The sequence below is a fragment of the Acinetobacter sp. XS-4 genome, from assembly GCF_023920705.1.
In the GTDB taxonomy this organism is placed as follows: domain Bacteria; phylum Pseudomonadota; class Gammaproteobacteria; order Pseudomonadales; family Moraxellaceae; genus Acinetobacter.
Genome location: NZ_CP094657.1, coordinates 913,935 through 936,964, shown reverse-complemented (window position 1 = coordinate 936,964; position 23,030 = coordinate 913,935). Strand labels below are relative to the sequence as shown.

The following is a 23,030-nucleotide window of genomic DNA, read 5'->3' as shown; positions in this document are numbered from 1 at the left end:
ATTTCAAAGCTTAAGGTGAAGTTGTTTGGGTTGGGGCTGATGATTCAACTGGCTGTTCAGCTTGTTCATCCTGTTGCACAACTTGTTTCTGTTCTTTATTACGATAGAGCAAGTATTTCGCACGTTTGTCATAATTCGGATCAGAAGGTAGCTGTAATGCTCCTGACTGACCGCAAGCGCTTAGCAAAATACTGCTGCTCAATAAACTGATGAGGCAAATGACACGACGCATCTGAGCACCTGATTTAAACAATTCGATGCAGTATACCGTGATCATGCAGACGGCTAAAGAGTAAACTTAAAGAGAAAAACAATATGCATAAAAAACGCCAGCTTTTCAGCCAGCGTTTGATCATAACCAAATAAATTTAATTACTTTTTATGACGCGGTTTATAGAAGAAGAAATAACCAACGATCAATATAAGAAACCAAATTGGGCTGACTTTAAGCGCTTTAAACGTATCTGGCTCTAAAGACAACACGTAAATCATACCAATAAAGAAAATAATCGTGATCCAACATGTAAATAAGCCGCCTGGCAATTTAAATGTTGATTTTGCATGCAGCTCAGGACGTGTAGTGTAATAACGGATATAACTCCAGATAATCAGTAACCACACGCAAATGAACAGAATTGTTGAAAGTGTTGTTGCAAGCGTAAACGCCTCAACGGTATTTGGTACAAAATACTGTAATGCTGCACCTAACAATAAACACGCAGCAGAGAAATACAATGCATTTGCAGGTACTGCACGTCTGTTCAATTTACCAAAAGCTTTTGGTCCCTGATCTTCACGAGATAGACCAAACAACATACGGCTTGTTGAAAACACGCCACTGTTCATTGATGACATCACTGATGACAACACGACCAAGTTCATCAAGATTGCTGCTGCTGCAACACCTGCTTGACTAAACAAGTTTACAAATGGGCTGATCGCTGGATCAATTTTATTCCATGGTGTTACTGACATGACAATAATTAATGCAAGCACATAGAAAATAATGATACGAATTGGAATTGAGTTAATTGCTTTAGGCAAATTACGTTCAGGATCTTTAGTTTCCGCAGCCGTTGTTCCGACAAGTTCTACACCAACGAAAGCAAAAATCGCAATCTGGAAACCTGCCAAGAAGCCATGTACACCCGTCGGGAAGAAACCGCCATTTGCCCATAGATGTGTAAATGAAGCAACTTCACCTGTCGTCGAGGTAAAGCCCGTAAAGATCATCCATAGACCCACAGCAATTAAAATAATAATTGCTAGGATTTTGATAAGTGCAAACCAAAACTCTAATTCACCAAACAAGCGAACTGTTAACAAGTTCAAACCCATAATGAATACGATGGCTGCAACACTAATCATGGCACCTTCGACAGGCGAGAAAGGTAGACCGTTATTGAAGAATTGTAAGTAATAGATAATTGCGGAAAGATCTGCAATACCGATGGTGATCCAACACAACCAATAGGTCCAACCGACAAAATAACCTGCCCATGGGCCAATTAAATCTGTTGTGAAATCAATAAATGATTTATAGGCAAGGTTTGAAAGAAGTAATTCGCCAAGCGCACGCATGACAAAAAACACCATCACACCAATGATCAGGTAAATAAATAAGATTGAGGGGCCAGCAAGACTAATCGTTTTGCCTGATCCCATAAACAATCCCGTACCAATTGCACCGCCAATCGCGATCAGCTGTAAATGCCGATTTGACAGGCTACGATGGAGCTCACCTTGTTCATGAGACTCACTCAGATTTTGATTCGACATCTTATCAATACACTCCAGTAATTTTTTTTAGTCCGTTAGCTAAAATCAAAAAGACGATATCGCACCATTTGCAGGTATCTTTTAAATGTATATTTTTTGATAATTTTTCAGCTAACCGATTTTTATCTGTATTGCTGATGATTTCAAGCTACATACAATTAAATCTGATAATACGCACAAGCCCATAGCAATACAACGCACTTTACGGTCTAAAAACATGACTTGAACTTGTCTGATTTTTAAATTAAAAAGACGATTCAATTGACCGTTTTTCTAATGTTCAATTTCATTTCAGTCCTTCATCTGCTTATTAAAAATACCCCTGCTCGACCTTAATCTTTTAAATTATCTAACACATGAACAATGACCTGATATTTTCGTTGTTTTAAATTAAGCAAAATGTATTCCACTTCAAAACTGATTCTCTATTTTGGTTTTGTTATACTCCGTTTCTACTATTAATTAAGAAGTTTTTAACTGAAGTCTAATATGAGCAAAGTCAAAACTGTTTACCGTTGCGAACAATGTGGTGCCGATCATCTTAAATGGGCAGGTCAATGTTCAGAGTGTGGTGAATGGAATTCTTTGACTGAAGTTAAACTTGAGCCTACCACTGCTCATCGCGCACGTCCGAAAATTGGGGGCTATGCGGGTCAAGCTGCCAATATTACAACGCTAAATAAAGTTTCGGTTTCTCATGAAACACGCTTACCGACTGGTATCAGTGAATTTGATCGCGTACTTGGCGGAGGCTTAGTTACGGGTTCAGTCGTATTGATTGGTGGTGACCCCGGAATTGGTAAATCGACCATTCTTTTGCAAACAGCAACCTATATGGCAAGTGCAAAAAGTTCTGCACTTTATATTACCGGTGAAGAATCTTTATCTCAGGTTGCACTTCGCGCACAACGTCTTGACTTGCCTACCGACCAGTTAAAAGTCATGGCCGAAACCTGTGTTGAACGAATTTGCGAAGTCTTAGAACAAGAAAAACCTGTCGTGGCGATCTTAGATTCGATCCAAACGCTTTATACAGAAACACTTCAATCGGCACCGGGTGGTGTTTCACAAATTCGTGAATCTGCTGCTTTATTAACTCGTTATGCAAAAAATAGTGGCACTGCACTCTTCATTGTTGGTCATGTGACCAAAGAAGGTGCACTGGCAGGTCCACGTGTTTTAGAACACATGGTGGACTGTGTACTGTACTTTGAAGGTCAATCAGACTCACGTTATCGAATGATTCGCGCTGTTAAAAACCGTTTTGGTGCGGTGAATGAACTTGGCGTATTTGGCATGACAGATAAAGGTTTACGCGAAGTTGCTAACCCTTCTGCCATTTTCTTAAGCCGTTATGATGAAGCGATTCCCGGTTCAATTGTCATGATTAGCCGTGAAGGGACTCGCCCTCTTTTGGTCGAAGTCCAAGCCTTAGTTGATGATGCCCAAGGGCAACCTCGTCGCGTCGCACTTGGTCTTGAACAAAACCGTTTGAACATGCTGCTTGCTGTCATGCATCGTCATGGCGGTGTTCAAACCACAGGACAAGATGTCTATGTGAACATTGTGGGTGGCTTAAAAATTACCGAAACAGGTTCAGACTTAGCAGTTTTATTAGCATGTGCTTCAAGTTTACGGACTAAAGCTTTACCTCAACAACTTGCAGTTTTTGGAGAAGTGGGTCTTTCTGGTGAAATTCGTCCTGTACCAAATGGTCAGGAGCGTTTAAAAGAAGCTGCAAAACATGGTTTTAAGTATGTCATTTTGCCAAGAGGTAATGCGCCGCAAAAAGCAATTCCCGGCGTACAAGTCATTGCAGTTGCCCGTCTACATGAAGCATTGACCGAAGCAATGCAACTGAGTGATGAATTGACATAAAAAAACATACTTTTATGGTTGAAATTTAGCGTAAATACCTTCATAAATACTATTACAATTTAATTTTAGACAGGAATTTCCTATGGAAGTACACCAGCGTGGCTTGATTACCGGTATTTTAATGGCTGCTTTAGCAATTTCGCCTCTTGCTGAAGCTAAACGTGCAGGTGGTGGTAAAAGCCACGGTATGGCACGCTCTTCTACTTCAAGCCAGTCTTATCAACAACCTCGTCAAGTGACTCCTGCTCAACAACCTGCTACTGCACCTCAACGATCAGGTCCGGGTGTTGGTTCAATGGTTGCAGCTGGTGTGGCTGGTGCTGCCGTAGGTGCTGTTGCAGCAAATGCTTTAGCTGATGACAAACCAACATCAACTGAACATCAAGCAACTCAAGCTGGAACAGAACAAGCTGCTCAAGCGCAAGAAGAGAAAAAAGGTGGAATTCCTAGCTGGCTTTGGGTATTACTTGCAGCAGCTTTAGCCTTTTTTGTTTTCCGCAAATTGGGCGCAAAAAAAAAATTAGCGGGTAATAATCCTTACGCACCAAATAATGATGGTCAAAACCCATTTGGCCGTTCTGCTGCGCCACAAGCGACACCACGTAATGCTGGAGATAATACAAATATCTTTGGTCAATCTGTTGGTGGCGGTGCAGCAACCCAAGCTCCTTTTGGTAGTGCAACAACGAGCAATGGCAATCAACTTCCAGATGGTAGTGAACCTGCTGCTTTCTTACGTATTGCACGTCAACGTTTTAATCACATCCAGTCGATGAATACTGCAAGTAACATTGAAGAAATTCGCCGTTACTTAACACCAGAACTTTATAGTTCTATGTATAACGACATCATGGAAAACCAAGATCAAGACGTTGCTGAATTTAGCAATCTGAATGCGATGGTTGTAGACAGCGCGACTGAAAATGGTCAATACGTTGTAAGCGTACGCTTCACGGGTACTGTGAGTGAAGATTTAAACAGCTTGCCACAACCATTTACTGAAATCTGGCACTTTGTTAAGCCTGCTGGCTCTCAGCAAGACTGGGTTGTTGCAGGCATTCAACAAGCTTAAGCTAAATAAACCCTCAATAAAAAAGCCACAATATTGTGGCTTTTTTATTTGTCAGTTTTTAAGCAATTTCTGCTGGAAAGGTAATGACTTTTTCAATTTTAACCTGATCCATGGCAACCATGAGTAAGCGGTCTACACCTAAAGCAATTCCTGAGCATTCTGGCATATGAGGCAAAGCTGCTAACAAATGTTCATCTAAAGGCATAACATGAAGGCCTTGCTTAACCCGTTCTGCATTGTCTGCTTCAAAGCGTGAGCGTAATACGTCTGCATCAAGTAATTCATCGTAAGCATTTGCCAGCTCTAAACCCTCAATATAAACCTCAAAACGTGCTGCAATCTCTTCCCCATCTTCATCTACTTTTACTTTTGCCAAAGATGCCATTTCTGGTGGAAAGTCAGTTAAAAAGACAGGTGCATCAAACCCTAAACTTGGTTCAACAAAATGCGAAAATAACAAATCGATATAAGCTAAACGGTCATCACCCAAATCAAGGTTTAATCCCACGCGATTTGCCGTATCTTTGAGTTGCTTCAACGTTGCTTGTAATGGGTTAATATCAAGACGATCTTGAAAAGCATGTTTATAACTTAAAATAAACGGACGAACTTCACCAAAGCGATGCTGCAAACAGCTTTGCAATAAATCGGCGGTTTCATGCATTAAAGCTTTTAGATCAAAAGCGGGACGGTACCATTCAAGCATGGTAAATTCACTATTGTGTTTACGCCCGTGTTCATCGTCTCGAAAAACCTTACAAATCTGGTAAATCGGCCCACTGCCACTCGCCAGCAAACGCTTCATGGCAAACTCAGGCGAAGTCTGTAAATATTGAGTCTGCAATTTGCCATTAATATGACGTAAAGCCTGAACAGAAGCTAAATGCACATCGGTGACACCTGCTTGCGAAACAATCGGTGTTTCCACTTCCATGACATCACGTTCAGCAAAAAATTGACGAATCTGGTTATAGAGCTTGGCACGTGCTTTTAAGGCATCAATTGAACAAGTAGGTTGATAACTTAAATTCATGCCTGCGGCCCTCCATGTGCTGCCCATTCACGGCGCAGCGGATAATTCTTACGTAATAAATCAAATGCTTTTTGCTCAACTTTGCCCTCTTTAATGCAAGCACGGATGTTGACATCATCTTGAGCAATATCATAAATTTGAGCTAATTTTTGCTTTAACACCGCTTTTAAATCATTTCCTGAAAAATAGTCGTCACATGCAGGCAATTGGGTCTCGAAACGTTTATTTATATCGAATCCAAACTTTTGGCAGAACGCTTCATAAATCATTTGGGTGCCACGAGCCTTCCCTTCAAGGCTATAACCTGCAATATGCGGTGTTGCCAACGCTAACATATCGATAAGCTCTTCAGATATCACTGGCTCATGCTCAAATACATCGAGCACAACTTTACGCTGGGTACGCTGAATATCTTCAATTAAAGCAGCTTCTTTCACGACTGGACCACGCGCACTATTAATTAAAATTGTGTTCGGTTGAAGTGCAGCAAACGCTTGCTCATCAAAAAGATGATACGTCGCATGTTCAGCATTTTTGGTTAAAGGCACATGAATTGAAATTGCATTGGCTTGTTTCAAAAGAGTTTCTAAACTCACATTTTTAATTGAATCTAACTGCACATATGGGTCAAAACCAATCACACTCCAGCCCAACAACTGGGCCATATGTGCCAAACGCGTACCGACGTTTCCAAGCCCCACTATTCCTAGGGTAAATTTTTCTTGTTGTTCTAAAAGGTTCATATCTAAATGAAGTAAAGCAGTAATGACATATTCAGCAACTGCCTGCGCATTACAACCTGCCGCATTTGCCCATGTAATTCCTTGTTTCTCTAAAGCAGGAATATCTAAATGATCGGTTCCGATTGTGGCACTACCCACATATTTTAATGCTGTATTTTCGATTAAGCTTGCATTCACCGCAGTGACTGAGCGAACCAATAATGCTTCTGCATCTTTTACATCTGCATGTGTTAAGGTGCGTCCTGCATGGTGTTGAATATCGCCAAACTCTGAAAAAAAGTAATCGGTAAATGCCAAATTTTCATCTGCGACGATTTTCATTATCTGCAACTCATAGCTTATAAAAACGTTATTATCCTTTGAGTTGTAGCAAAGCACAATGTTAATGCCTTTAAATTCACGATTCTATATCTTGTACTTTTAAGGCTTATAAACCGCCGCCAAAATAGAAATAGGCCATTACCGCTAGCGTTATCCAAACTAAAATAATCAATACAGCGACCAAATAATTTTGAGGTCGTCGCTCCTGCTGCTCTAGCCATTCATCAGCTTGTTGTTCTGCATCTAAAATGACTTGTTTAGGCGTAAAGCGAACAGCTAACCAAATAAGAATGGGCAAAATTAAAGCGTCATCGACAAAACCTAAAATAGGAATAAAATCTGGAATTAAATCGATCGGACTAAAAGCATAGGCAACAGCAATCACTGCCAAAATTTTAGGCAATATCGGCATTTGAGGATGCTTCGATGCAAACCAAAGCATAATAATTTGTTTTTTTAGACGTTTTGCCCAATCTTTTAAGGACTGTAACCAAGCCACTGGGACATACTCTGAACGATATAAGTCTGATCATAAAGTATAAAGTTCGTACTTAACTTAAAATTAGGCAAAATAGAAATGTATATTTCCATTATGTTTGATCATTCTTAGCATTTGAACTGCTCTTATCAATATTTAAATGCATGACCTTTATGTATATAAAACGAAATCATCTCCACGACAAAAGCTTGCTAAAGTTAGGCCAGATATTTTTGCGAGCCGAATGGCCATACTGGTTGGAGCAGAAATTGAAGCCAATAAACCAATATTAAGCTGAGCACATTTACGGATTAATTCGTAGCTTGCACGACTGGTCATAACAACAAAACCTGAACTGGTGTCGTAGTTTTCTTGAGCTAAATAACCTAACAATTTATCTAAAGCATTATGACGGCCAACATCTTCAAACAAAGCCATGATTTTGCCTTGAACCACCCAAGCAGCGGCATGAGCGCCACCCGTTAAGGCAGTAATTTTCTGTTGATCTTTTAAATGAGAAATCGCGATTGGAATTTGTTCAAGCCATTCTTTGGAAGGCCCGATCGTAATTTTAGGAATATCGAGCTGAAGCTGCTCCAAACTTTCAATACCACACAAACCACAGCCTGTACGACCCACCAACATACGTCGCCTTTCTTTTAACGCAGCAAATGCTCTAGATGAAATGGTCATATTCACTTCAATTCCCAGTTCACTTTCATGAACCTCAATGGCATACAACTCTTTTAAGCTCGTTAAAATTCCTTCGGACAGACTAAAACCTTTAGCAAACACATTAATATCGGTAGGCGTTGCCATCATCACTGCATGAGAAATGCCGTTATATACCAAAGCAATCGGATGTTCTTGAACAATATTATCTAAAACACTTTCAGATTCGGTTTTCTTAAACCGCTTTACTTGTAATGTTTCAACCCCATAAGAATGTGGTGTCAAAATAATTTCCTTTATCTTGAAATGGCGCTTGTTTAGAGCGCCATTTGTTTGAATTACATTTTTTATATCACTGTTAATTTAAAGGCTGCTTACTTTCTTATCGGCATCTTCAGGGTCAACTGCTGTTGCCAAATTAAAGTGTGCAGGTGCATCACCAGCATGCAAAATCACAGGAACACTTTTTGAAGCTGGAATCTTGGCGTATTTATCATGACTGCTTAAGGCCACCAAAGGATTGGTCTCTGGATAGTACGCAGCTAAACTGCCACGTGGAATGTTGTACGGCACAATGCGGAAACTATGCACAATACGTTTCACGCCATCTGAGAAAACACTTTCAATATCAACCCACTGATTTGCTTCAAAGCCAGCTTCATCAATATCAGCTTGGTTCATAAACAACACACGGCGCTGTCCAAATACCCCACGGTAACGGTCGTCAAGACCATATAGCGTAGTGTTGTATTGGTCATGAGAGCGAGTGGTCATTAAGGTATAAACTTTGCTCTCGGTATAAGCGGCAGCATATTGATTTTCTTTATCGCCATAGACTTCACTCAGTGGTGTAATCATAAACTGTGCTTTACCACTTTTTGTGTTCCAAATGTGCTGATTAGCTGGATGTTCTAGATGGAATCCACCCGGATTATAGACACGTAAATTAAAATCATGGAACTCATCAAAGACCTCAGCAATTGAGTCACGAATACGATCATAACTTTCAATGTACCATTTCCATTTGATCTTACTATCTGGCAACACCGCTTCAGCCATTCTTGCCACGATGTCAGGTTCAGATAAAATATTTTCAGAAATTGGGGTATTACGCCCAGCCGACAAATGAATATTACTCATCGAATCTTCGACTGAAATGGCTTGTGGACCATGCAGCTGCTCATCAATTTCGGTACGGCCCAAACAAGGCAAAATGAGTGCCTCTTTACCACAAACCAAATGACTACGGTTTAACTTGGTTGCAACATGAACGGTTAAATTACACTTTCTAAGCGCTTCTTGGGTATACGGCGTATCTGGTGTCGCAACTGCAAAGTTGCCACCTAAACCAATAAAGACTTTTACTTCATTTTCATACATCGCTTTAATGGTTTCGACTACACCATGCCCATTTTTTCTAGGGGATTTAATTCCAAACACTCGGTCAATGTTGTCGAGTAATTTAGGGCTAGGTAACTCATTAATGCCCATAGTTCGGTCACCTTGCACATTACTGTGTCCACGAACTGGACATAGACCTGCACCAGGTCTGCCAATTTGCCCACGAGCCAACAATAAATTTGCCAACATGTGTACGTTGGATGTTCCGTGGCGATGTTGGGTAATTCCCATTCCCCAACAGAAAATTGAGCGCTCAGACTCTAAAAAGAGTTTAGCGAGTTTTTCTAAATGTTCAGATGATAGGCCCGAGTGTTTATAAATATCTTTCCACTCAGTTTTTTCAACTTCGGCAATCATCTCGTCGAAACCGATGGTATTAACCGCAATAAAATTTCGGTCAAAAACACTTGGTTTACCTGAAGTAAGCGCCTTTTTATCCCACTCATTTAAGTGCTTTAAAATTCCTAACATGAGTGCATAGTCACCACCAATTTTAGGCTGGAAATAATAACGACTAATTGGGGTACTGCCGTTGGTCATCATTTCAAGTGGTGCTTGTGGGTCTTGGAAACGCTCTAAGCCTCGCTCTTTAATGGGGTTAATCGCAATAATATTACCGCCCCGCTTAGACACTTCACGTAAAGTACCTAACATACGCGGGTGATTGGTTCCGGGGTTATGCCCAAAACTGAAAATTGCATCGGCTAAATCAAAGTCTTCTAGGGTGACTGTGCCCTTTCCTAAACCAATCGAATCAAGTAACCCAACGCTTGTGGTTTCATGGCACATGTTCGAACAGTCTGGAAAGTTATTTGTTCCAAAACTTCGCACAAACAATTGATATAAAAATGCCGCTTCGTTACTCGCACGGCCTGAAGTATAAAATGCAGCTTGGTCTGGGTGATCTAATGCATGTAAATGCTTAGCAATAATCTGAAATGCTTCATCCCATGAAATTGCGACATATTTATCTGTTTCAGCATCGTAGCGGACTGGGTCGGTTAAGCGACCTAAGTCTTCTAGAAAGAAATCACTTTGTTCTGATAACCAACTTAATGTGTGGCCTGCAAAATATTCGGGAGTCACTGTTTTACTGGTTGCTTCAAATGCAACCGCTTTTGCGCCGTTTTCACAGAAGTTAAACGCGTGGGCATTTTTCTTTTCTGGCCATGCACAACCGGGACAGTCGAACCCTGTAGGCTGGTTAATATTGAGTAAGGTAATTGAACCTTTTTTTAAAATATCTTGCCGCTTTAAGTTTCGAGCAACGCTGAGTAGAGCTCCCCATCCGCCCGCAGGATGAGTATAGGGTTCAATTCGTGCAAAGCCGTTATTTTCCTGAATATGCTTTTGTTCTTCTGAATTATCCACTTTGTCATCCTCTTATTTCTTTTTACACATTCTATAGGTGCAATAAATTCACAACTTAATTATGGTTATATCTACACTATTTGCTGTTTATCTTAATAAGTAAAAATCCACTTTTATCTTACTCATGATATTTAGAGGCAGCCTCAACGCTAGTTATAATATGTGCCATATTTTTTATAATTACAATCATTCAGCCAAAACCAAAAAATGATTTAACTTAAATAATAACAATATCTTAAAAACATGATGACCTGTTTTTTACAGATAAAAACATAATTCACTTTATATTTTTTAAAAATAGAAATGATGTAATGAGCTGAAATTTACGTCATTTTAAGTAGGTTTTTATGAGTTTAAGCAGTATAAATTAATTGAAAAAAAACAGATTTAGAGAACTTATGAAGGTTGTGATTGCGCCAGACTCTTTTAAAGACAGCCTATCGGCTTTGGGCGTCGCTCAAGCCATTGCCAAAGGATGGCAAGAGGTTTTTCCAGATGCTGAAACACAGTTATGTCCAATGGCAGACGGTGGCGAAGGAACCATAGAAGCTGTGTTAGAGGTCTGTGAAGGTGAATGGCGTGAAAAAACCGTAATAGGGCCATTAGGTCAGTCTGTTCAAGCAAAATGGGGATGGTTAGAAAAACAAAAAATAGCCATCATTGAAATGGCTCAAGCGAGCGGCATACAGTTAGTTCCACCGTCTGAGCGTGATGCCTGCCAGAGCACAACTTTTGGCACAGGCCAGCTCATTTTAGATGCTTTAGACGCAGGTGCAAAAAACATTATTTTAACTGTGGGTGGTAGTGCAACCAATGATGGCGGCACAGGACTACTCAGTGCTTTGGGCGCAGTTTTGCTCGACGCTAACCACAACGTTTTACCCGCAGGTGGCCTCGCGCTTAAAAACCTATCAAAAATTGATTTAACACATTTCGACCCACGTATTCAGCAAACTCGTTTTTTACTGGCTGCCGATGTGACCAATCCACTTTGTGGCCCAAACGGTGCATCTCATATTTTTGGTCCACAAAAGGGTGCCTCACCTGCTCAGATAGAGTTACTTGACCAAGCTCTTGCCCATTTTGCCAATGTCTCTGCTGAGCTTTTAGATTTCGACAAACGAGATGAAGCAGGTTCTGGTGCTGCGGGAGGTTTAGGTTTTGCAGCCAAAAGTTATTTAAATGCGGAGTTTAAAGCTGGAGTTGAAGTTGTGGCTGAACTCAATCAGCTTGCCCATAAAATTTCTAAGGCGGACTGGGTCATTACAGGCGAAGGTAAATTTGACCAACAAACCTTAAGTGGCAAAACAGTTTTTGGGGTGAGTCAAATTGCCAAAACACACAATGTTCCTGTCATTGTTGTTGCAGGAACATTAGGCGAAGGCTACCAAGCGCTTTATGAACACGGCGTTACGGCTGCTTTTTCGCTAACTAATGGTCCCATCACATTAGAACAAGCCTGCGAACATGCAGCAGAACTTATTTATGAAAGAACAGTCGATATTGCGAGGTTAATTCAATTTAGCCAAACCAGTTTGAGAGATAAAAAAGTTTAATCGGCTAACTTTAAAAGGCTTTCTTTACAGCTTTCCAATATTTCATCGCTAAGGTTTGATTGGTCTGGGCATGCGCGAGACAAGGCAATTGCCCCTACAGATTGAGCAAGAATATTAATAGCTTGCTTTCTCAACTCTGGCGCTTCCAAAGAAACCTGTTTTGCTCGTTCGTTCATAATGAACTGAATAAGTTGCTCAACGCCCTCTTCAAATTCAACTTTTACTTCGTCTGGCTGTCTTGCAGCATCACAAGATAACGCTGTTAAGGTACACCCCAAATCTCGGTTGTCTCGATGAGTGCGGGACACATAAAGCTGAATAAATTGAGTTAAGTTTAAACCTTCTATTCTTTTTAAAACCTGCTCAAGTCCATGTTTGACAGTAATTGAGACAAGGTCGGTCTTCGAAGTGAAATGTTTATAAAAGCCGCCGTGAGTAAAGCCCGCGCTAGACATTAACTCGGCAATGCCAACTCCGTCATAGCCTTTGTTACGAAAGAGTTGAGTCGCCTTTTCAACAATTTTTTCTCGGTTTTCTTTTACCTGAGTTTTACTGACTTTCATGGTGGCCTACTCACTTTTTATTCACCCTACTGTTCATAATTATACATTGATTATGGTTGACATCAAAACTTGCATATTTTAGATTATAGTCATCATCTAAAAATCAAAGCGTGGAGACATCACATGTCAGCTCAATCAAAAGTACTTATTACAGGAGCTTCGTCAGGAATTGGTTCTGTCTATGCAGACCGATTTGCTCAACGTGGCCATAACTTAATCTTGGTTGCACGAAACACCAACCGCTTAGATAAAATCTCAAAAGACCTTCAAGAAAAATACGGTGTACAGGTTGAATTCATTCAAGCCGATCTATCAAAAGACCAAGACATCAGTAAAATTGAAGATGTACTCAAAAACGATGCTGATATTGAAATCTTGGTCAATAACGCTGGGATTGCACTTAATGGAAACTTTTTGACTCAAGATCGTAATGAGATTGAAAAACTTCTGACTTTAAATATGACTGCGGTGGTTCGGTTATCTCATGCAATTTCACAACCCTTAATACGCAAAGGTAAAGGCGCTATTATTAATTTAGGATCTGTGCTTGGATTAGCTCCTGAATTTGGTTCGACCATTTATGGCGCAAGTAAATCTTTCATCCAATTTTTTAGCCAAGGCTTAAATTTAGAGTTAAAAGATCATGGCGTGCATGTTCAAGCCGTATTGCCATCTGCAACCAAAACCGAAATTTGGGAACGCTCAGGCATCGACTTAAGCCAACTTCCACCATTAATGGATGTCAATGATTTGGTCGATGCGGCGCTGATTGGTTTTGACCATAAAGAAACGATCACAATTCCTGTGCTGAAAGACGAAAATCAATGGAATAATTTTGAAAAATCACGTATCACATTACTACCAAACTTTTCTTCGGCTGAAGTAGCCCAACGTTATAAAACTAACTAATACTGCTACCCAATTCTCAAGTAGGAAAATCTTATGAATGTTATTGATGCCATCCGTAACCGCCGTGCAGTTAAACGCTTTGACCCTGCTTTTCAAATCTCTGAAGATAACAAAAAACAGTTATTACAAGAAGTTTTAGCAAATGCACCAAGTGCTTTTAACTTGCAACACTGGCGCCCTGTTGTGATTGAAGACGCTGAACTTAGACAAAAGATTCGCACGATTGCATGGGACCAGCCACAAGTTACCGAGGCATCATTACTCATTGTGTTATGTGCAAAAGTAAGCTCGTGGGAAGCCGATGCTAAACGCGTGTGGGATGGCGCGACTCCAGAAGTGCAAAATATTATGGTCGGTGCAATTGATCAATATTACCGTGACCGCCCACAAACCCAACGTGACGAAGTGATGCGTAGTGCGGGAATTTTTGCTCAAACTTTGATGCTTCTTGCTCAAGAGCATGGTTTAGACAGTTGCCCTATGGATGGTTTTGACTTTGATGCGATGGCGAAACTCATTAACTTACCCGAAGATCATGTGGTGTGTTTAATGATTGCAGTTGGTAAGTCAGCCTCTCAGCCTTACCCACGTGTGGGCAAACTTCCTTACGATGACGTCATTATTCAAAATACATTCTAAGTTTTTAGTCAGATTTTAGGCTTCCATGCAATTCTATTTTTTCAATATGAATCGTTGGAAGCCTTTAATTTGGCACTCATTTTAAAGCTGACTTTAGCTTCTATTTAAATTGGATCAGAAAATAATCTAGTAATCTCTCCCTTTCATCTGGTTTGTTGGGGTCTAAAAGTTGAACCATCGCCCCATCAATCACAAACAAGAACATATACGCATCTTGTTTTGCGGCATTGGCATTGGTTGTTAAAAGTAAATTATAGATTTCATTAATAAACCAGTTTCGATATTCAACGACCACTTGATATGCCTTTGGATGTGTTTTTGAAATCTCAAGAATGGCTTTGAAAGGCAAATGGTAGAGTCCGTCTAAATCGGTATGTAAAAAGTAAATTTTGCGGAGCTTTTCAATTAGCGTTAATTCTTTTTGAACATTGATAATCGAAATCACCCCATGTTTAAGTCCATCTTTTTGAAAAGTTAAGCTCATTTCAATAAGACGTTCTTTCGAGTGAAAATAATTATAAAAAGTCGCTTTGGACGTTTTTGACAATTCAATAATTCGGTCTACCCCGACTTTATGAAAGCCATATTTATTAAAAAGATATCGAGAGGTATGAAGCACGCTTAAAGCACGAAATGGAAGATCTGAATGTCGCATAGTTTTACCGTTATAAAATTCTTGTTGTAGATAAACGAGATACTTTTTTGGGAGAAAAAAAGGCATAGCAAAGCCCATAAAGACTGTGCGTGGCACATCTCAAGTTTTATTGTTGATCAAGTTTTTTGGTCGTGACGAATTAAAGCCTGAAAAGCCCAATGGCCATCAAACTGCTTTAAAAGTTTAAGTTGTGTCGATATAGACTTTGGCAAAGGCTGCCAAGAAATTAAGAATGTGCAAAGCCAACTCCTTTTTATTGGGAGTTCTGCCAGACATTTATAGAATTATGGTGGCAGAACGAAAGGGGGTTAGCAGACTGGCTCAAGACCCAGCACACCCGAAGGTGTCCCCCTTCCGTCCTACCGCAACAAAAGGGAGACGAACGGGTCTACATTAAAAAAAACGAGTTTTTTCAATGTACTTGAGTACGGTCTGCTAAAACCGTCTGGCAATGTAGGCCAGCAGGCAAAGAATAGTGCTCTACCCTTTTGCAGTCAAGCACACAAAATGACATTTGTTTTAAATTAGATCATTAAAAAGTAAGGATAAATAATGAGATGATTATTGTTAAATGGGGGTTTATAAAGGGATTAATTTCGGTTATTCAGAATAGATCAGTGCTTAATTAAGACACTATTAAAATGAGTAAAGCGGCTTAGTTACATAAAACCTATCCTACCAACATATAGAAATGATAATAATTTGAAGGAGGTGTTGGAATATCTAAAGTAGCAATTTCAAACTTGTCAAAGTGTAGATACTGCTCTATATAAAACAACAAAAACAACTATACAATTTATATGTCAGATCTCATCTCACATATTTAAATATATTTTTTATAAACATGATTACAGCTCATACTATCCAAACAATTCTGGATCATGAAATCGATATAATTTGCCACGTTCGTTAACATCTCGAAGTTTTTGAATGGCTTCACTATCACTCAACCCTTTCTCTACCAATACCGCATATAAGTGATAAAAATCACTAACTATATCATTAGCAAATATACCTGGATCATCAGAACCCAAAGAAATAGCAATTGTAGGATCATTTGGCTTTTGAAAGCCTTCAACTCTCATCCAACGTAATGCGTGATGATCTCTATAATGTTGGTATTGACTGATGCGAACGTTACTCGTAGGTAGCGTTTCTATTACAATACGTGCTTCTGCAAGCCTACGCAGTGTGGACTGCTGTAATAAGATTAATGTTTCTATATCCAAATAATTTGAATCAATATTAATATGTTCTTTACTCTTCATAATTACATTAGGGTCACGCCACCATTTGGCTAAAATATCTAACTTATTTTTTTTCAAAACTTTTGCAACAAGGTATGCTTCTTGTCTCCAAACATCATTAAATGTTGATGTTTGCCAACACCATTCATCTTTATCATCAATAGCATTAAATACATATTCAGGAAGTAATCCACGATATTGCATTTGCCTTAATAGTGTTTCAGGCTTGATCTCCATATCATGCTGAAATATATCACTAATAAGAATATTGATGTCTCTGGTTATCTTTTGTGTTGCTTCATAGCACTCAGGTTTTGATTTTAAAATATCCCAGATTACCAGCAAATCAAGAAGCCATTCCCCACGTTGGATGACAATTTGTGAAGGCATACTATTTATCCATATCTCAGGATCCATACCTACAGCCGTGCCATGACCTATACGATCTCCTACCTGAAAATCAAGTAAGTCCATAACATCAATAATCTGTCGAATACCACTAATTAAATGAGGAAAATCTTCACCTACATGATAACTTCTATGTAATATTCCATATTGCTTAGCCGCTCTATAGAACGGTGCAAATATTTCTGGTGGAGCATGTAATTCATTTGAAGCAGCGTCAATGCCACGAATCCATTGAGAGAGCTGAGGCCAGCGTTCTAAAGTTTTTTGTAAAATATCACATTGGTTTTTTAGCTTTAACCTTAACTTTTTATGTCGATAATCTTGTTTTCCAATTTCATATTTACATTCTTCTTTAATAAAATGTATAACTAAAGCTAATTTAAAATATTTTCTAGAACCTATAGAACATGCCAGTGTGACTTGATCGTTAAGTTTTTCAAGTATCTGTGAAAGTTCCCAGTGCTGATAGTCACTTTCAATATTTGATGAAAGATAAAAAAGATAGCCTTTTAATATGCTACTTAGTATTTTTTCATTCTTTCTTAATTCATTCTTAGGGGCAAAACGTCCTTCAAGCCAATTTATATTACTTCTCTGTGGATTTGTTCCACTCAATTGCAGGAAACGATAAAGATATTTTTTTTCAGATGCTTCCCTTAAGTCAGTAAAAGTATATTTTTGAAACTGATCAAATCCATACATATCTTCACGTTGTACAACTAATTGTAAATACTGATTTTGAATTAATAAATACAAATGAAGTAATCTATCTGTTAATTTAGAAGGTTTATCACTAAGTTGCTTAATAATTTCATATAACCATTGAACTTCTTGTTCAATCAAAGAATTTATATTTCCGAATAAAGGAGGTGAACTATCGAAAAATGGAAAATCATGATCTAACAATAGCAAACTAGATATATCATGCGGTAAAGAAATATTTTTATAAGTAGGATCTAAATTTTTTTTTATATTTTCTGAAAAGAATTTAGCACGTCCATCAGCAATTGCTATTAACCAACAACGTAACAATCTGGCTATTTTTAACCACTGATTTAAAGAGCTAGGATTTAAATCAGGATTAATTGAATGACAAAGCTCTCTCACTAAATGATTTTCTTTATATTGATCACAAAATTCATTTAATTCTTTTTTCGGATTATATAATGCTCTTAACCAACACCATTCTGCACTTGTAGTACCATTTAAATGTAAATGAGTTTCATGTAATCCTTCATCTGAAATATAAGAGTCTACTACTGGTTCATAAGGATAAATAGGTGTAAAGACCCCCTTATTGTTAGGTAATGGTACTTGCCTCATGCGATTTTTAACCGAAGGTATTGAATAGGCAGCAATACGAATTGGTAGAGCCGAAACACGACTTAATAAATTCTGCCAATCACCAAATAATGAGAGTTCAACATGTATTTTATCACCACGAAAATATATGTATTGGTCAGATAACAGCTTTAAAGAGCTATATATCCAACCTTTACCACTAGAATTTTTTTCTTGTTTTACCAAAGACCAATGTGATCTAAATACATGGTCTGGATAAGAAGCACGCCAAGGCTGATAAGCTAAATAAATTGTCTCTTCGAGATCTTTTTCATTAATTTCACTTACGAAAGGTATCCCCTCTAACTTCTTAAGTAAATGCGAATTAGCAAGTAAAAAAGGTGACAAAATTGTATTAGGTTGGGGACACTTGTGAATCATGTTAGTTCCCCTTTTCTTTTAGTTCACGAATTTGAACGTTAATTTTACGAATTTCAGATGTTAGCTCTCTAATTGTTGAATTTATACTCCCTAGTATTTCATTCTCCAGTTCAATATCTTTTTCAATAATTACTCTATTTTTCTCAAGCTCACTTAATTCATGCTCTTTATTTTCAATTTCTTCTATTATTTTATTTTTATTAAGATCTGAATTAAGATCTGAATTAAAATCTAATTGAATAAGAATATTTTTTAAATTTTTTAAATCATTATTATTTACAATTATTTTTTCTCTATTTTCCTCTAATAGATTTTTAGCCATATTCAATTTAGATTTTCTCACTTGTCTTTGATGATAAAGGCGTTCACGATTATCTAGTAAACGATTTTTATTTTCATTTAACATTTTTAATACAACCTCTTCTTCACTACCTATATCAATTCCAGAAATCATCACCTTACCAATAGTATTAGGCAACATAGAAACAAATGTAGTCTCATTAATATAAGTATCATTATTATTAGTTATTAATCCTTGAATAACAGGGCAGTTAGCAATCATTTTTGTTAATGGAAAACCATCAAAATTATTATTTTTTAATTCTTTTAACTTCTCATTAAGTGGTTTAAGAGAATTTTTAGGGTTTTGTCTATTTGTTTTTTTTGTTAAAAATTTTTCTTTATTTAAATTAAGAACCTTAAAGTGATGATCCTCTTCCTCAACCAAAAAAGCATTAATCAAACAATGAGTATATAAAGAAATAATCTTTCCTAGATCATGCCAATTTTCTTTACTATTTGCCACCCCAACTAAACTAAAATATAATCGTATCCAAACTTTACCAAGAAATATAGAAGATGGCTGTATATTAACTAAATCTTTATGAGAAATAATTAGCCATTTACATATAGCAGAAACCCATTTTTCAATATATTCTTTATCACTATCTTCAATTTCTTTATCTTCTAGTTCAGAAGACATATCATTTGAGAAATCAGACCAATTTGGTGCTGAAATACCTAAAGTAACCTCTAACTTTCTCAAACAATTATTTACATTCTCCCACAGTTCTGGTGCTATCTCTATTATATCAATATCATCATTAATTTCAGAAGGAATTTTTGAAACTTCAATAAAATTTTCACCAATTTTAAGTAATCTAAAAATTACCCCTAAGATATTAAAAATTGAAAAATATAATTGTTTATTATGCCCTACCACCTCGATTAAACCTAAATTAAAAGGCAGTGATATTTCTCTATTTCTTTTTATGAATTCATATGCTGTAAAATTTCTACTATCCTTTGTAGTCCTAAGTTTAATAATACCTGCCTTTATAGAACTAGAAGATTTTTTTGACATTAAAACTGCAGTTGCATGCCATGCCCAATTTAATGCATCTTCATGTTGGCCAATACCACAATAACGTTTAAATTGTAATAATTGTAAAGACTCATCTGAATGGTATCTTTTTAACTCATCCTTTATATAATAAAATAAACTAACGCTTCCAGAACATTGCAACATATAATTAATCGCAGATGAAGCCTTACCCTGTGTAAATTCAGCAACACTAGCGGCTAATGCTACAAATGAATTTCGTAAGTTATCTTCAATAGCCTGAGGCCTAAGATAACATCCCGTATCTTGTCGACCATCTTGGGTAACTGTATCGAATACACTTTCAATTAAAGTATTTTCATCACCATTATTTAACTTCTCTACCTCTACTTTTGCAGCATAGAGACTGCTTAAGAAAGTATCTCTAAAGCTCTGTGCAACTTGTGGAGTAAATTTAAATAAATTCTCATGATTAATTTCTTTAGAATAAATTTCTGAACTTGATTGCAATAATTGTAGAACCGAACGCAAAGGCTGTTGTAGTAAAAAATCACGATAAGTTTGAATATTAGAAGAACCCTCAACATGAAAACCAAATTGGATTAACTTATCAATAGAATCCTCTATATTTATAGTTACATTATTAACTTCTGTATTCTCAGAACTAGAAAAGCTAACTTTGTAGTCTGCCTCTTTAACAAGCTTATTTAAAGGATTAAGTGAAATTCTATTTTGTATAGGAAATATTTTTTTTAAATATTGATCTTCCATATGATCTAATAAATTACTTCGTTCTCTAGTACGATTTTGATCATATTTATATAAATTTTCACTCATATTACCCAAATATAATCCTCTCACTACATTTGAATAAAGTTTTAAATCTCCAGCCATCATTACAATAATTTGAGGAATATTTAAATAACGTCTTACCATTTCTAAGACTTGTTCGCCTTTTTTAAAATGAGTATCAGCATCATCTATTAATATAATTAAGGCCTTTTTATTAAGAATCGTACAAGCATGCTTGATCAAATCTTCAAAAGATGAATGCAACTGCATTGCATCATCTGCACGATCTAAGCCCCAATCCAAAAAAACATCATCATCAATTAAGTCATAAGGATTCTTACCACTATTGAGTAATCTTAATCCCCCAGCTATTTTTTTTAATTTTTTACGCCATAATTCATATTCAGCATCCATCTCATCAGAATGATGAATATGCATATGCCTTCTACTTTTTATTACTGTTTGGTTTAATTGAGCTATCAAAGTCAGAAAAATATGCTCATTCAACTCAATTTTACTAGGGTCAATATAAATTAACTTTTCTAATTTATATTGATTTATAGTGATCAACTCTTTAACTATATTTTTTAAAAATGTACTTTTTCCGGCTCCACGAGTACCATCAATAAATATAGAAAGATTTGAAGTATTTGTAGATGGATATTTTTCAATTTCCTTAAGATGTTCCCCAACTATTTTTTCAACTTTTTCATAAGCTTGATAGTGGATGAGATCCTTTTTACCTAACTGAATATGATCACCATTACTATTAGATAAATCTATTATAATTTCTTGATGTAAACGCTCAATCATTTCAAAATATTCCCTAACGCACTTTTAAAATTTACTGTGTTAAATAAAGTAATTTTTTGTATCTTTAAAAAAAATAAATAATGCCAATTAATTAGAATAATTTCCAGTATAAGTTTACAAATTTTTAGCTTATATTTTATTTACTAGACTTCAATTTCCACTTTTAGATATTTCATTTTCGAAGTCTTATTTCCCTCTACTGATCTTTAAATAAGAGCTCTGAGAGCTAAAAGATAATTTAAATAAAAACTGGCTAAATAAAAAAGCTAAGCCCCGATTACCGAGGCTTAGCTTTAAAATAATTTTAAATTAAAAATTCCTTATTTGATGTCAGTAAACTCAGAAACAGGTTTGTTAACTTCAACTTTTGTACCTGCAAATTTTTCGCTCACAAACTTTTGTACTTTAGGTAAGTGGTAAAGTTCACCTAACTTCGTATAAATCGGGTCATTTTTATTCGCTTCAGCCACACCCAATAAGTTCACATAAAGCTTTGTAGACTGGTCAACAGGTTCACGGAAGATAGAATCTTTCAGTACGTTTAAACCACCTTCAAGTGCCAATGTATTACCTAATACAATTGCATCAACATCGTTTTTAACACGAACTGCTGTCGTCATTTGAATTGGTTTCAATTTCAAATTTTTAGGGTTTTCAGCAATATCATTGGTTGTCCCTTTTACAGGGTCAAAGTTCGGTTTAAGTTTAATGAGTTTAGCAGACTGCAATAATGTTAATGCACGTGCTTCGTTAGCAGTATCGTTTGGAATTGCGATTGTAGCGCCTTGTGGAAACTCATCAACAGTTTTAGCTGTATTTGCATAAAGACCCATTGGTTCCAAGTAAGTTGTCGCAACAGCAGCAACTTTTGCAGTATTTGAAGCATTGTAAGCTGCTAAATAGTTAAATGACTGGAACGCATTTACGTCTTGTTCACCACTTGCTACAGATGTGTTCAACACAACGTAGTCAGTCAAGTTAGTCACTTCGAGTTTAATGCCCGCTTCTTTAGTTTCAGGAAGCGTTGCAACATATTTCCATACGTCAGTGTCTGAACCTGTTGAAACAAGTTTAATTGTACGTACTGACTCAGTTTTGTCTTTAGCTGGTGCTGAATTTTCAGTTTGTGCAGGTTGTTTATTACATGCAGTCAGTGTGAGTACAGATGCGCTGAACAGAACACTAAATAATTTTTTCATAGATACATCCTAAAATAGGAAATGCCTACTCTACAAAGAGCGAGGCATTCCCAACCATTGGGTCGAAATGCAATATTTGGCTGGAAGTAATTTCCAGATATATAAGGGTTTAGAAGCCTGAATTCAGCCTTATTTCTTCCTTGATCTTGCTCTCTGAACAATAGAATTATGTTTTGAATCAGTTTCTAAATATTGGATCATCATATATCAATAAGTGAATATTCTACAAATAACTTGTTCGATTTTGATATATAGACGTGCTCTTGGTAAGGCACTGATAATAAAAAACATATTATATAAATAAAACAGTTTTGATTAAAATATATACTTGTTTGATTTATATGAAATTTTCAGGATTTGTTAGCAATATTTAAGCTAACTATGAACATAATTTATGTCCTACGCATAAAAAAGCCCCTGTTTTCACAAAGGCTTTT

17 protein-coding genes are annotated in these 23,030 nt (G+C 37.1%); 5 read left to right on the top strand and 12 right to left on the bottom strand.

Going from position 1 to position 23,030, the window contains the following annotated elements; all coding sequences use genetic code 11:
* Positions 1-10 precede the first annotated feature (10 nt).
* Together MMY79_RS04345 and MMY79_RS04340 are read right to left on the bottom strand one after the other, a co-directional pair.
* On the bottom strand, positions 11-232 hold the full coding sequence (locus tag MMY79_RS04345; protein WP_002118887.1) for a lipoprotein: 222 nt from the start codon (positions 230-232) through the stop codon (positions 11-13).
* 140 nt (positions 233-372) lie between these two features.
* Entirely contained in the window at positions 373-1,779 is a 1,407-nt protein-coding gene (locus MMY79_RS04340) for an amino acid permease (protein WP_252612254.1), read from the bottom strand.
* A gap of 489 nt (positions 1,780-2,268) precedes the next feature.
* Here MMY79_RS04340 and radA point away from each other — a divergent pair, with 489 nt between their 5' ends.
* Together radA and MMY79_RS04330 are read left to right on the top strand one after the other, a co-directional pair.
* The gene (gene radA / locus MMY79_RS04335) at positions 2,269-3,657 is read left to right on the top strand and encodes a DNA repair protein RadA (protein ID WP_252612253.1); all 1,389 of its coding nucleotides are present in this window, start codon (positions 2,269-2,271) and stop codon (positions 3,655-3,657) included.
* Positions 3,658-3,739: 82 nt separating this feature from the next.
* Complete coding sequence (locus tag MMY79_RS04330) at positions 3,740-4,729, top strand: Tim44-like domain-containing protein (RefSeq protein ID WP_252612252.1); 990 nt, start codon at positions 3,740-3,742, stop codon at positions 4,727-4,729.
* Positions 4,730-4,787: 58 nt separating this feature from the next.
* Here the strand turns inward: MMY79_RS04330 and epmA are convergent, their stop codons facing one another.
* From epmA to MMY79_RS04305, 5 genes are all read right to left on the bottom strand, one after another.
* Positions 4,788-5,762 carry an EF-P lysine aminoacylase EpmA gene (epmA, locus tag MMY79_RS04325; RefSeq protein WP_252612251.1) on the bottom strand — a complete coding sequence of 325 codons (975 nt, stop codon included), beginning with the start codon at positions 5,760-5,762 and terminating at the stop codon, positions 4,788-4,790.
* A complete protein-coding gene (locus MMY79_RS04320) occupies positions 5,759-6,826 on the bottom strand; it encodes a 4-phosphoerythronate dehydrogenase (RefSeq protein WP_252612250.1) in 1,068 nt (355 codons plus the stop codon). The genes epmA and MMY79_RS04320 overlap by 4 nt, the downstream gene beginning before the upstream one ends.
* A 106-nt stretch (positions 6,827-6,932) precedes the next feature.
* Positions 6,933-7,325: a YkvA family protein gene (locus MMY79_RS04315; RefSeq protein WP_004790561.1), complete on the bottom strand. Its 393-nt coding sequence runs from the start codon at positions 7,323-7,325 to the stop codon at positions 6,933-6,935.
* A gap of 150 nt (positions 7,326-7,475) precedes the next feature.
* Positions 7,476-8,261, bottom strand: a complete 786-nt coding sequence (gene fdhD / locus MMY79_RS04310) for a formate dehydrogenase accessory sulfurtransferase FdhD (RefSeq protein WP_252612248.1) — start codon at positions 8,259-8,261, stop codon at positions 7,476-7,478.
* A 78-nt stretch (positions 8,262-8,339) separates the two neighbouring features.
* Positions 8,340-10,748 carry an FdhF/YdeP family oxidoreductase gene (locus tag MMY79_RS04305; RefSeq protein WP_252612246.1) on the bottom strand — a complete coding sequence of 803 codons (2,409 nt, stop codon included), beginning with the start codon at positions 10,746-10,748 and terminating at the stop codon, positions 8,340-8,342.
* A 398-nt stretch (positions 10,749-11,146) separates the two neighbouring features.
* On the opposite strand from MMY79_RS04305, the gene MMY79_RS04300 reads away from it, so the two are divergent.
* Positions 11,147-12,304, top strand: coding sequence for a glycerate kinase (locus MMY79_RS04300; RefSeq protein ID WP_252612245.1), 1,158 nt, complete (start codon positions 11,147-11,149; stop codon positions 12,302-12,304).
* Here the strand turns inward: MMY79_RS04300 and MMY79_RS04295 are convergent.
* Positions 12,301-12,867 carry a TetR/AcrR family transcriptional regulator gene (locus MMY79_RS04295; RefSeq protein WP_252612244.1) on the bottom strand — a complete coding sequence of 189 codons (567 nt, stop codon included), beginning with the start codon at positions 12,865-12,867 and terminating at the stop codon, positions 12,301-12,303. The genes MMY79_RS04300 and MMY79_RS04295 overlap by 4 nt on opposite strands.
* Before the next feature lie 123 nt (positions 12,868-12,990).
* On the opposite strand from MMY79_RS04295, the gene MMY79_RS04290 reads away from it, so the two are divergent.
* Both MMY79_RS04290 and MMY79_RS04285 read left to right on the top strand, forming a co-directional pair.
* Complete coding sequence (locus MMY79_RS04290) at positions 12,991-13,776, top strand: SDR family oxidoreductase (RefSeq protein ID WP_252612243.1); 786 nt, start codon at positions 12,991-12,993, stop codon at positions 13,774-13,776.
* 33 nt (positions 13,777-13,809) lie between these two features.
* A complete protein-coding gene (locus MMY79_RS04285) occupies positions 13,810-14,415 on the top strand; it encodes a nitroreductase family protein (RefSeq protein WP_252612242.1) in 606 nt (201 codons plus the stop codon).
* A gap of 100 nt (positions 14,416-14,515) precedes the next feature.
* Here MMY79_RS04285 and MMY79_RS04280 read toward each other — a convergent pair whose 3' ends face one another.
* From MMY79_RS04280 to MMY79_RS04265, 4 genes are all read right to left on the bottom strand, one after another.
* Positions 14,516-15,070 carry a TetR/AcrR family transcriptional regulator gene (locus tag MMY79_RS04280; protein ID WP_252613433.1) on the bottom strand — a complete coding sequence of 185 codons (555 nt, stop codon included), beginning with the start codon at positions 15,068-15,070 and terminating at the stop codon, positions 14,516-14,518.
* A gap of 860 nt (positions 15,071-15,930) precedes the next feature.
* On the bottom strand, positions 15,931-18,447 hold the full coding sequence (locus tag MMY79_RS04275; protein WP_252612241.1) for a hypothetical protein: 2,517 nt from the start codon (positions 18,445-18,447) through the stop codon (positions 15,931-15,933).
* Position 18,448: 1 nt separating this feature from the next.
* Positions 18,449-21,394, bottom strand: coding sequence for a P-loop NTPase fold protein (locus tag MMY79_RS04270; protein ID WP_252612239.1), 2,946 nt, complete (start codon positions 21,392-21,394; stop codon positions 18,449-18,451).
* Between the two features lie 320 nt (positions 21,395-21,714).
* The gene (locus tag MMY79_RS04265; protein WP_252612237.1) at positions 21,715-22,593 is read right to left on the bottom strand and encodes a MetQ/NlpA family ABC transporter substrate-binding protein; all 879 of its coding nucleotides are present in this window, start codon (positions 22,591-22,593) and stop codon (positions 21,715-21,717) included.
* Positions 22,594-23,030: the final 437 nt, after the last annotated feature.